Annotated in this window: 10 protein-coding genes and 1 pseudogene; 7 read left to right on the forward strand and 4 right to left on the reverse strand. The window is 41.9% G+C overall.

What is annotated here, in order from left to right; translation table 11 throughout:
• Positions 1-551 (reverse strand): annotated as a pseudogene (locus OGM63_RS06145) (cobaltochelatase subunit CobN); the annotation flags it as partial.
• 89 nt (positions 552-640) lie between these two features.
• Between OGM63_RS06145 and OGM63_RS06150 the strand changes: the two are divergent.
• From OGM63_RS06150 to OGM63_RS06160, 3 genes are all read left to right on the forward strand, one after another.
• A complete protein-coding gene (locus OGM63_RS06150; protein ID WP_263744619.1) occupies positions 641-2,620 on the forward strand; it encodes a GAF domain-containing sensor histidine kinase in 1,980 nt (659 codons plus the stop codon).
• 309 nt (positions 2,621-2,929) lie between these two features.
• Positions 2,930-3,616 (forward strand): N-acetylmannosamine-6-phosphate 2-epimerase, encoded by a 687-nt coding sequence (locus OGM63_RS06155; RefSeq protein WP_263744620.1) that lies wholly within the window; start codon positions 2,930-2,932, stop codon positions 3,614-3,616.
• Positions 3,617-4,010: 394 nt separating this feature from the next.
• The gene (locus OGM63_RS06160; protein ID WP_263744621.1) at positions 4,011-4,601 is read left to right on the forward strand and encodes an HD domain-containing protein; all 591 of its coding nucleotides are present in this window, start codon (positions 4,011-4,013) and stop codon (positions 4,599-4,601) included.
• A 605-nt stretch (positions 4,602-5,206) separates the two neighbouring features.
• Here the strand turns inward: OGM63_RS06160 and OGM63_RS06170 are convergent.
• Together OGM63_RS06170 and OGM63_RS06175 are read right to left on the reverse strand one after the other, a co-directional pair.
• A complete protein-coding gene (locus OGM63_RS06170) occupies positions 5,207-6,301 on the reverse strand; it encodes a DJ-1/PfpI/YhbO family deglycase/protease (protein WP_263744622.1) in 1,095 nt (364 codons plus the stop codon).
• Positions 6,302-6,372: 71 nt separating this feature from the next.
• Entirely contained in the window at positions 6,373-6,771 is a 399-nt protein-coding gene (locus tag OGM63_RS06175; protein ID WP_263744623.1) for a DUF2267 domain-containing protein, read from the reverse strand.
• A gap of 296 nt (positions 6,772-7,067) precedes the next feature.
• Between OGM63_RS06175 and OGM63_RS06180 the strand changes: the two genes are divergently transcribed.
• From OGM63_RS06180 to OGM63_RS06190, 3 genes are all read left to right on the forward strand, one after another.
• The gene (locus OGM63_RS06180; protein ID WP_263744624.1) at positions 7,068-7,532 is read left to right on the forward strand and encodes a DUF6335 family protein; all 465 of its coding nucleotides are present in this window, start codon (positions 7,068-7,070) and stop codon (positions 7,530-7,532) included.
• A gap of 274 nt (positions 7,533-7,806) precedes the next feature.
• On the forward strand, positions 7,807-8,298 hold the full coding sequence (locus tag OGM63_RS06185) for an orange carotenoid protein N-terminal domain-containing protein (RefSeq protein WP_263744625.1): 492 nt from the start codon (positions 7,807-7,809) through the stop codon (positions 8,296-8,298).
• Between the two features lie 199 nt (positions 8,299-8,497).
• Positions 8,498-8,953 carry an orange carotenoid protein N-terminal domain-containing protein gene (locus OGM63_RS06190; protein ID WP_263744626.1) on the forward strand — a complete coding sequence of 152 codons (456 nt, stop codon included), beginning with the start codon at positions 8,498-8,500 and terminating at the stop codon, positions 8,951-8,953.
• Between the two features lie 255 nt (positions 8,954-9,208).
• Here the strand turns inward: OGM63_RS06190 and ybiA are convergent, their stop codons facing one another.
• The gene (ybiA, locus tag OGM63_RS06195) at positions 9,209-9,670 is read right to left on the reverse strand and encodes a riboflavin biosynthesis intermediates N-glycosidase (protein WP_263744627.1); all 462 of its coding nucleotides are present in this window, start codon (positions 9,668-9,670) and stop codon (positions 9,209-9,211) included.
• A 216-nt stretch (positions 9,671-9,886) separates the two neighbouring features.
• Here ybiA and OGM63_RS06200 point away from each other — a divergent pair, with 216 nt between their 5' ends.
• Positions 9,887-10,384 carry a DUF2243 domain-containing protein gene (locus OGM63_RS06200; protein ID WP_263744628.1) on the forward strand — a complete coding sequence of 166 codons (498 nt, stop codon included), beginning with the start codon at positions 9,887-9,889 and terminating at the stop codon, positions 10,382-10,384.
• Positions 10,385-10,656: the final 272 nt, after the last annotated feature.

A 10,656-nucleotide genomic window follows, 5' to 3' on the forward strand; every position in this document is an offset into this window, starting at 1 on the left:
CACTCCCCTCTATAAAGACCGACACGGGGCACTACTTGCGGTGATGGGGGATTAAAAGAAGTTGAAAGGCAAGTATCGGTAATATACTTGAAAGCATTGACAATATTTTCTACGCCACCTTCGCGGAAGTATTGCCATACTTGGTTTACAGCATTTATAGGAAAAGTTGAGAAAGTGATTAAATCGGCATCGAAAGCATCGTCTCCTGGCATTACAATGAGGGTTGTGCCATTACGCTCGACAATTTCCTGCACTACCTCCAAACCGTAAGACCAGTAGGAGCGTCCTCCTAACAGTCGTAAAATTATTACTTGGGCAAATTCCAAAACTTGCTCGGCGTATGTGTCAATATTTATTTGATTCTGTAACTGCAATAAATTGGTGACTCTTAATGCCGGAAATGTCGATGGGAATTTGGAGAATGCAGCATCTATTGTCTGAATATCAGTATCAGCAGCCGTAATAAACACCAAAGGGGCTGGAGTCTGTTCAAAAAAAACTACGCCTTCTGAGTTGTGAAATCCTACAGATGTGGCATTTATTCGATGCATAATCTTCTATTACCGTTTTAAACTGTTGGTTAGGAAACAAAAAAACTTTTTCGCATAGCATCCAGCCCTTCTCACTCTAATGTTTGAAAATGCTTAGTTCTCCTGATTTGAGCTTTTCCCGAATTTTGCCAAAAGATGTATTTAATCAGCTTGGGGAATTGTTGCTTTCTATGGCTCAAGCAGTGGGAAGTGCAGCTTTGGTTCTGACAGAGGCTGTGCTGGCACGGATTATGAGCAAGAGTGAGTGGCAAAAGCAAAAGTTTACTTTGGTGGTTTCAGAGCAGTTTAGCGCTCTCTTGGTGGGAAACCAAGAAGAAAACTTAGGAATGTGCGTTGCGGGAAGTTTTCCTGATTTAGAGAATGTGTCATTGCCCCAAGGGGAAAATGGGATCGAGAGAGAATTTATCCCACTGACTGAGGATGCGACATTATACGCTAGTTTGACGTTTAATTCACAAGCGATCGCCTCCTTTATTTCGCAACTGAAAGATTTGTTTGTTGATGATTCTCACACTTACCAACACCTCGAACGCTATCAGCTTATTCCCAGTCTTAATGATGCCACGCTTCAAGGCAAATTCACGCTGTTGTTATTAGAATATCTTTTACCACTGCCAAATCAATCCTTTACATCAGATCGCAACTTTAATCATGTTTATACCTGTCAGTCAGTAGAAGATGCTCTGAAAAAGCAGATTTGTCAAGAACGATTATTAAATCAGGTGACAAATCAGATTCGCAAAAGCCAGGATTTGCAGGTAATTATGGCAACAGCGATCGCACAAGTTCGGGAATTTTTGCAATTAGATAGATTGGTCATCTACAAAATTGAGGAATCAAGAGTTAACACTCAAGAGTCAACACTTGCTTTGTCATCGCAATCACTGCATAATTGGCAGCAATATACAGGTTGTATTGTCTACGAAGCCCGCGCAACAAATGCGATTCCGTCGGTGTTTAGTTCTCAGGAAAAAGATGGCTTTTTGCCGCCATTTCCATGTTGGGAAAAATATCGCCAAGGCTTTACTTTAGCTGTAGATGATGTCGAAAAAACTTATGTTTTGTCAGAGTGTTTACTAAACTTTTTCAGGAGAACTAAAGTTAGGGCAAAGTTAGCAGCACCGATTATTTATGAAGAAAAACTTTGGGGACTGTTAATTGCTAATCAGTGCCATGATTCACATCACTGGACTGAAAGTGAAATAAATTTGCTGAATTCGATCGCTGAACAATTAGCGATCGCTATTTATCAATCTGAGTTAATGCGATCGCTCACTGAAGAAAAACAAACTCTGGAACACCGAGTAATTGAGCGCACAATAGCACTACGCGAAGCTTTAATTGCCGCTGAAGCTGCTAGTCGTCTCAAAAGTGAATTTCTCGCGACTATCAGCCATGAATTGCTCACTCCTTTGACTTATGTAATCGGTATGTCTTCGACTCTGTTACGCTGGCCCATAGGAGAGTTAAGTCAGCGGCAACGAGACTATCTACAAACAATCCACGACAGTGGAGAACATTTATTAGAAATGATAAATGATATCCTCGATTTATCGCAAATAGAAGCGGGGAAAGCAGTTTTAAATATTTCGGAATTTTCTTTAACGAATATAGCTCAAAGAACCGTAGAATCGTTACAAGAAAAAGCCATCAGCGAGCAGATACAATTTAAACTAGATTTACAAATCGATCCTCAACGCGATCGCTTTAACGCCGATGTATCGCGATTAGAACAAATTCTCTGGAATTTGTCAAGTAATGCCATCAAATTCACCCCAGAAGGTGGCAATGTAACTTTACGTCTTTGGGTAGAAGACGACAACGCCATCTTTCAACTAGAAGATACAGGAATTGGCATTACGGAAGAGCAATTGCCATTACTATTTGAAAAATTTCAACAATTAGATACACCACTACGGCGTCGCTATGAAGGCACCGGCGTCGGTTTGGCATTAACCAAACAACTCATAGAACTCCATCGCGGTCGAATTGAAGTAGAATCAACCGTAAACATTGGCTCAATTTTTACCGTCTACATACCACAACAACCTATCAGTGTTAGAAGTTAGAAGTTAGAAGTTAGAAGTTAGAAGTTAGAAGTTAGAAGTTAGGAGTTAGGAGTTAGGAGTTAGGAGTTAGGAGTTAGAAGTTAGAAGTTAGAAGTTAGAAGTTAGGAGTTAGAAGTTAGAAGTTAGAAGTTAGAAGTTAGAAGTTAGGAGTTAGAAGTTAGAAGTTAGAAGTTAGAAGTTAGAAGTTAGAAGTTAGAAGTTAGAAGTTAGGAGTTAGGAGTTAGGAGTTATTACTCCCCCAAGTCGTCCCCCCTCCCTCCCCCAAGTCGTCCCCCCCTCTCCCCGTCCCCCCATCCCCCCTCCCCCTCCATGTCAATAGAAACCCTACGTCACAAACTAATTGTCTCTTGTCAAGCGCCTGTTGATTCGCCACTGCATGAACCAAGAGTAATTGCAGCGATCGCGCAAGCAGCTGTGAATAACGGTGCCGGTGGCGTAAGAATCGATACCCCAGCACACATCAGCGCGGTGCGCGATCGCCTGAAAGTGCCAATTATTGGGCTATGGAAGCAAGTTCTAGCTGGAACCGAAGTATACATTACGCCACAGTTTCATCATGCGTCTGCGGTAGCGAAAGCGGGAGCAGATATTATAGCAATTGATGCGACTAATAGAAATCGCCCTGGTGGTGAAACGGTAAGCTATATCATTGCTCAGATTCATCAGGAATTAGGCAAATTAGTAATGGCAGATGTAGATACAATCGAAGCGGCTATTTTAGCTACAAAAGCTGGTGCTGACATTGTAGGGACAACGCTTTTTGGATACACTGCTGCAACAAAGCATCTTGCTCCCCCCGGCTGGGAACTGCTGAAGCAGATGGTAGAATTAGACATTCCCGTGATTTGCGAAGGTGGCATTTCCTCACCTCAAATGGCACGTCAAGCAATAGAAGTAGGAGCATTCGCTGTTGTCGTTGGTACTGCGATTACCGGGATAGATTTGCAGGTTAAAGCCTATCAATCAGCACTGAGGGCAGACTACGGTGTCCAGTGACAATAAATTCGCTACCCTTTTTTGCGGCGATCGCAACACAGTATAATTAATACTCAACCAATGTGGTTTGACTTTGAAAAATTGCCGACAGCTCTATTATCTTATCGCGTTTCCTAGTCTGTTGAGGTACAAATTTATCTGCGTCCATCGGTGTTTATCTATCTTCCGAAACGGTTAATTCTTTCTTTCTTTCTGTACAAAAATGAATGTGGGAATCGCTATATCACCTGACCAAATTAATCAAGAAACTTTGCATCAGTCACCAAACAGGCATTTTCGGAGAACGAGGATTAGATCCAGAAAGCAGAAGGCACGATGAAGAGAGAAGTTTTTAATTATTTTCCCACTGTGGAAGCTACTTACAAGCTTTATATATAACTACAAATATAAAACTATGAACTTGAACGCAACAGAAACACCAAAATTAACTCATCGTTTTGAACAAGCTTTAGTTTACGCAAATAGATTGCACTGTAAACAAATAAGAAAGGTAAGTAACGTACCTTATATTAGTCACCTGTTAAGTGTAGCAGCCTTGGTATTAGAAAATGGTGGTGATGAAGATGAAGCGATCGCTGCATTATTACATGATGCGGTAGAAGACCAAGGGGGGACAGCAACCCGTGAAGTGATTTTAGATATGTTTGGTGTAAGAGTCATCGAAATAGTTGATGGTTGCACCGATGCAGATACTATACCAAAACCGCCTTGGCAAGAACGCAAACAGCAATATATTGAAAAATTGCGTCATGCTTCAGCTTCAGTTCGCAGAGTAGCGCTAGCAGATAAATTGCATAATGCGCGTAGTATTTTGAGTGATTTATCTAGAGAAGGGGAAGCAACTTGGGAAAAGTTTAAAGGTGGTAAGTCAGGGACATTATGGTATTACCGCACTCTATTGGAAGTCTTTTTAGAAAGTGATGCTGATTCTTGGTTGGTAAAGGAATTAAATCGGATTGTTAGTGAGTTTAACAAGAAAAAATAGCCTGTGACATGGCTGCATCTCCAGTAATTATCCCGTGTTTTTTGGGGAGCAAGATGCAATTAATATCCATACTTCGGTCATCATTTCATATTGTGGGGCTATGCGATCGCAGACGTGGATTTAGCACATCAAGCGGGTTTGGTGCAATTGAGTTCTTTTTGTGCCAGGGACAGGTAAGTTAAATTTAGGGCTTCATTAATGCGATACCGCAAATAGCCGTTGATGTAATTTTGACAATCGCATCACGCAGATTAATAATTTTTGGAGCTACCACTATATCAACTCTTACATCATTGACCCCGTACCAACATACTGCTTTCATAATATTTGTTATTTGGTAGTGAGCGGTTTACCGCTCATATCTTCGGTATTAAAGCGGGTTTACAGCACATTGCAAGTAACTCAAGTAGAATGCTGAAGTCTAAAAGGCGGTACTAAGGTTGTTCTTGAATATAGCCCCCCAGGTGGAGCTTAAACCCATCAGCACCTTCACCCTTACTCAACTCATCCCCCTCTCCCCGTAAAAATAACCAGCCATACCCAAAGACCCTATATAACCTCTTCCTTGGCTTCCTTGGGTACTTGGCGGTTCGTTTAATAAAAACCTACATCGACACAGCCGCACCCGTCGTCGGCTTCCCAGGCTTCACATCCAGCCCCATCCGCTGCTGATACAGTTGCACCAATCGCTGTTCAGAAACCAACAAATCGTTGTAAATATCCGTAAATAGCGCAGTAGCTACCGGGTCCGTATACATAGCACACAAATTACCAATATCACCGATACCAGTTTGCACATCACCCAGAGCCGATCGCAATTGAAATATATCATCACTTCCAGTCAAAGCCGTTTTCACCTTCGCGTATTGATTCGCGATATTAGCGGCTAAAGAAGGTTTTTCACCCAACCTGTCAAGATAACTTTCCAGCTTGAGGATGTGACGCTGCTTCGACGTAATTATCTCTTGAAACAACGCCTTAACTTCAGCATCTGACTCTTTCTCGAAATACTTCTCCAAAGCTTCCAACGAATAACGCTCACCAGCAAGAGCAGTATTTACACCCTTGACAATATCACCCTTAGTTGAACCACCCCAAGCATCAGCCAGCTTCCACCATTCCGCGCTTGTATCATTTTCGTCGGGTAATGCAGCATCCTTACCACCGTAACCCAAACGACTCAAAATAGCTGTGGTAAAGATTGCCAAATCTCCAGGTTGACGTGAGGTAATCAAATTACCGTCAACTACCAAAGGTTCATCAACATACTTTGCACCCGCATTGATCATGTCTTTGCGGATAGCGCTGAAACCAGTAGCTTGTTTACCTTGGAGCAAATCCCCTTCAATCAAAACTTGGGGTCCGTGACAAACTGCTGCGATTAATTTACCTTCTTGCATCGCTTGTTGAACAAAACGTACAGTGTTGGGATTGCGTCGCATGTGGTCGGGAGCCATACCACCGGGAATAATCACCGCATCATATTCGCAAGCGATCGCTTCGCTAGTAGTAGCATCAGCTTGCTGAGAAACTTTGCCTTGTTTGCCCTGATATTTCTCATTCATCCTTTGACCGAGGACAACAACCTCCATCCCCGCTTGTTTTAGCCCATTATAAGGAACTTGAAATTCTGCATCCTCCACCCCATTATCAATCAGGATAGCGACTTTTTTCTTACCAGAATTCTTAAAGTTTGCCATTGAATCACCTCTTAAATTACTTACGTAGTGAGCGCTTCAGCGCTCAAATCTTCTCAAATCTTCTCAAATCTTCACTGTGAAACCACAGTCGATCCCGCTGCAAATATCTCCGCATAATCTGGAGAAAAATTAGCTTGCAAATCTGCAAACTCACCCGGACTTACAGCACTTTGCAACACACTAAAAACGGCTCTAACATGCATCGCAGCCGCAGTGGGTTCTACATTTTCCTTCTCACTCACCATCTTGATAAACTCTGACATACCAAAATGCTGACCATTTTCACCTTCCCGACCGCGCAAAAATTCACCATTATCTTTTGGCAACTGCGAAGCCAAATCCTTACCTTCATCACCCACAATGCGTTCTCTAATAGTTTCTAACGTAGCACGAGTAGCACGTTCTGCCTCTTCGCGGGAATCTAATTGAGCAACGCTTTGGACATGTTTAATAAATTGGTCGTATTTCACTTTCTTCCTCCACTGCTAAAAAATAATGAATGCTTCTTTTTTAGGTGTTAATTATTCAAGATATATCGATGTCAATGATTACTTGCCGATCATTCAAAACATTTAGGAGCTAAAAATGAGTACTTCATTTCAAACTTGCTTGAGGATGAATTCACATTTTCAATGGTATGCACCAAATACTATCTTCTCTTCGCTCCAAAGGGATAGATTTTTTTCCGTCTCAAGTAATACATCTCTAGGGAGACAAGTCGGATAAGCGAAAGCGTTATTTTGGAGATGCAGAAATATTTATAATTATGGCGGATCAACAACAAGTAGATTTAGAAGCTCAAGTCAACCGTGTAGATCCAGATGAGGAACTTCTTCAATCCGAAGATAATTTATCAGAAGAAATTTCTGACTTACCACAGGAAATTACTGAATCCTATGGTACTGGTGTCAAAGAATCACCTACTTACAATCTCGGTAGACGAGAAATGAAAGAGGAGTTGGATGAGTATGCAACATACACCAGTCCAGAATTAACTGGAGGTGATGTTGATGCTGGTTGGCAACAAGCAGCTATGGATGGTGATGAAGCTGTTGGTGGTACTGCTTCCACTCCCGATCAAGATATTGTTGATGAAATTGGTGCCGCTGTTGGAATCGAAATGAATGATGCCGCGTTTTTGCGGACAAGCGAAATGTTAGAACAGCGTGACGACAGTCGCTGGGAGTTAGATCCCAAGTCTTCGGAAGATTATGGAGACAGGAGGGAGTAGGGAACAGGGGGACGGGGAATGGGTAATTGGTAATAGGGCATTAGACATCTGTTGGAAATTAATTATGCGTTAACCGAAACCCTTGTAGAGACGCGAAATTTCGCGTCTCTACATTCTTTTCCGGAGATGTCTATTGGTAATTGAGATGAGAAAATTACATTACCAATTACTCTTCTTTTCGATTTAGATACATCTGTCTTCAGTAGGGTTAAACGTCAGATGTACCTTTGATAGGGTTGCAGTAGCAATCATTTAATCGCAATCGGAGTTTGTTATGACATTTACCCAAACCAACGATCCAACAATTCGCGAACATGTCCAAGCTTGGCAAGCCTTAGACGTAGACGATCAGCTTGCTTTGTTTTGGTTCATTTACAAAGAAATGGGTAGCTCAATTACCCCAGCAGCACCCGCTGCAAGCACCGTTTCACCAGAAATTGCCGAAGGTTTGTTTAATCAAGTTAAAGAGTTATCCCACGAGGAACAACTACAACTTCAACGCGACTTGATTAATGGTGTGGATAAGCAATTAACTCGTCAATATGGCTCTTTGAGTGAAACCACCAAGCTATTATTTTGGTATCGGTTAGCTCAAGGCATGGATAACGCTACTATCATTCCTATGCCTGCTAGCTATAAGCTTTCTTCTGAACCCCAAGAACTGTTGAATAAAGTTAAGCAACTTGGTTTTGAACAGCAAATCACTCTCTTCCGTGATTACGTTGCTCCATTCGGTGCAGAACCCAAAGGTGGTGCAGAAATCTAAAGCTTTGAGATTTTTGATTGGTAGTTGCGATCGCGCTACCGAACAAGTTTTAGACAAGGTATAATTCCCCCCTAGTTTCGAGCGGGTTACACCGCTCGGACTTTCAGACAAAAACAGCGAGATTCATCATAATTTTTCCTGATAAATAATTTTGAAAAACGCAGTTTTGCCACTTTTAGTTAATTAATTTGAGGTGTTTATGACTTCTACAAATGTCGATTTTATCGAATTAGCTGTATCAAAGTTTCAAACTTTAAATGCAGACGATCGCCTAGCTGTCCTCGCATTGCTTTTTGGTCAAGTTTCTGAGGAAGTTCCTGCTAGCGCTCTTAATTCTATGCCGAGTGACGGTACAGCAGATTTGGTAGGAGAAATTCAAAAATTATCCCACCCAGAACAAATATCAGCTTTGCGTCAGTTCCAAAATCAAGAAGGCAGTGAAGCCGCAATTTCCACTAATAGTTATACCTCAATGGATGCTGAATGTAAATTGGCTTTTTGGTATCACTTAGCTCAAAATTTGGGCGGTTCACTTGTTGGAATACCACATGATTATATACCTTCAGAATCAGTAGCAGAAGTTTTGGATTTATTCCACATGAATAGTACTGAAGAAATCATGTCTTTTATGCAAAAGGTACTTGAAAAAGCTTAAGTTATCATATCCTCACTCCCAGTCTCTGACTGGGAATTACGGACATCGTAAACTGAAATGATTGTAAATTTATAGTTCAGGAGACGATTCAGGGTAAAGGCATCTTGTCAATAAGAGCGTCTCAATTTTTTAGCGACAATAAAGCCCTAAATATAATTAATCTACTCAAATATTACCAGGATAAAGTTACCATTCCCCTCTCACAATTAAGTTACTTATATTTTTGTGAAAAAGTATGATTTAGCTAATCGTAAATTACTGATAACGACAAAATAAACTGCGGATTTCCTCACGCACACTCATGAGGATTTTTCCTAGATAGTTTTCACCAGTTTTATTTGCACCACAGCCCCAGAAATAATCGTTAGGGGAGTTTTCTACAAGTAAATTATCGCCTGTAGTCAACAGAGTTTCTCTAATTTCGGCATGAGTGAGAAACTTTTTGAGTACAGCTTCTTTCATAACTTCAGTTTTCACCACATCCCAATCACAACGAACTTTGCGGGTGCTACACCGTCCCAAGGCAGCAGCTTGTTCTGGCGTTTGTGCCGCAGAAATTAAAGGTATAATCACTGCATCCACGCTGCCGACAAACTTTTGCGCTTGATAATAATGTTCCACCGTTGACCAGTAAGTACCCCGAATTTCGATTCCGTGGGGAGAAAAGTTAGAAAAACAGCCGTAAGGCTCCCAAACCTTGTAAAAGTAAATAGTCATTTGAAAATTTCTCTGATTATGTATCAAGGGTACTGGGGAATGGTGACTAGGGATTGGGGCAATGGGGGACTAAGGGTGGGGTTCCCCCACCCTTCCCAATGCCCAATGTCCAATCCCCTTCCTTAAATTAAAGAGCAGTACTTGCCTCTGGGCAGAGGAAATCTCTCTGAAGACAGTTCTATTCTGTAACCAAGTCTGTCTATAAGGTTTGATATTGTGGCTCATCGTGAGACAAGCAACCGACAATCACCTTTAATTACAGCCGGGATTGTCCTTGGTATTGGTCTGGGAGGATTTTTTGATGGCATCGTCCTACATCAGATTCTTCAGTGGCATCACATGCTCAGTAATGTTCGACCGCTGACAACAATCTCCAATATAGATTTAAACATGGTTTGGGATGGATTGTTTCACGCCTTAGACTGGGTGATGACTGTCGTCGGAATAGTATTGCTATGGCGTGCCGGAGGACGCGATGATGTTCGTTGGTCATCAAAAACCTTTTTCGCATCTTTGCTCATCGGTTTTGGATTGTTCAACCTGGTTGAAGGATTAATCGATCACCAAATTCTTGGTATCCATCATGTTAAACCAGGTCCGAATCAGTTAGCCTGGGATTTGGGATTTCTTGCCCTTGGTGCGCTCCTTGTTGCCATCGGCTCGATAATGATACAACAAAACAAGCAAGAGTCGAAAGTTAGGAGTTTGCAGTAGGAGTTAGGAGTTAGGAGTTAGGAGTTAGGAGTTAGGAGTTGGGAGTTAGGAGTTGGGAGTTAGGAGTTGGGAGTTAGGAGTTGGGAGTTGGGAGTTTGGAGTTGGGAGTTGGGAGTTGGGAGTTGGGAGTTGGGAGTTGGGAGTTGGGAGTTAGGAGTTAGGAGTTAGGAGTTGGGAGTTAGGAGTTTGGAGTTTGGAGTTGGGAGTTAGGAGTTGGGAGTTTGGAGTTAGAAGTTAGGAGTTTGGAGTTATTACTGCTCCCCCTCTCCCCC

The sequence above is a fragment of the Plectonema radiosum NIES-515 genome (genome assembly GCF_025753815.1).
GTDB lineage: Bacteria > Cyanobacteriota > Cyanobacteriia > Cyanobacteriales > Nostocaceae > Hassallia > Hassallia radiosum_A.

Coding starts and splice junctions, on each gene's coding strand:
- OGM63_RS06160 (WP_263744621.1), top strand. CDS start 4,011: ATGAACTTGAACGCAACAGAAACACCAAAATTAACTCATCGTTTTGAA.
- OGM63_RS06155 (WP_263744620.1), top strand. CDS start 2,930: ATGTCAATAGAAACCCTACGTCACAAACTAATTGTCTCTTGTCAAGCG.
- OGM63_RS06185 (WP_263744625.1), top strand. CDS start 7,807: ATGACATTTACCCAAACCAACGATCCAACAATTCGCGAACATGTCCAA.
- ybiA (WP_263744627.1), bottom strand. CDS start 9,670: ATGACTATTTACTTTTACAAGGTTTGGGAGCCTTACGGCTGTTTTTCT.
- OGM63_RS06190 (WP_263744626.1), top strand. CDS start 8,498: ATGACTTCTACAAATGTCGATTTTATCGAATTAGCTGTATCAAAGTTT.
- OGM63_RS06150 (WP_263744619.1), top strand. CDS start 641: ATGCTTAGTTCTCCTGATTTGAGCTTTTCCCGAATTTTGCCAAAAGAT.
- OGM63_RS06180 (WP_263744624.1), top strand. CDS start 7,068: ATGGCGGATCAACAACAAGTAGATTTAGAAGCTCAAGTCAACCGTGTA.
- OGM63_RS06170 (WP_263744622.1), bottom strand. CDS start 6,301: ATGGCAAACTTTAAGAATTCTGGTAAGAAAAAAGTCGCTATCCTGATT.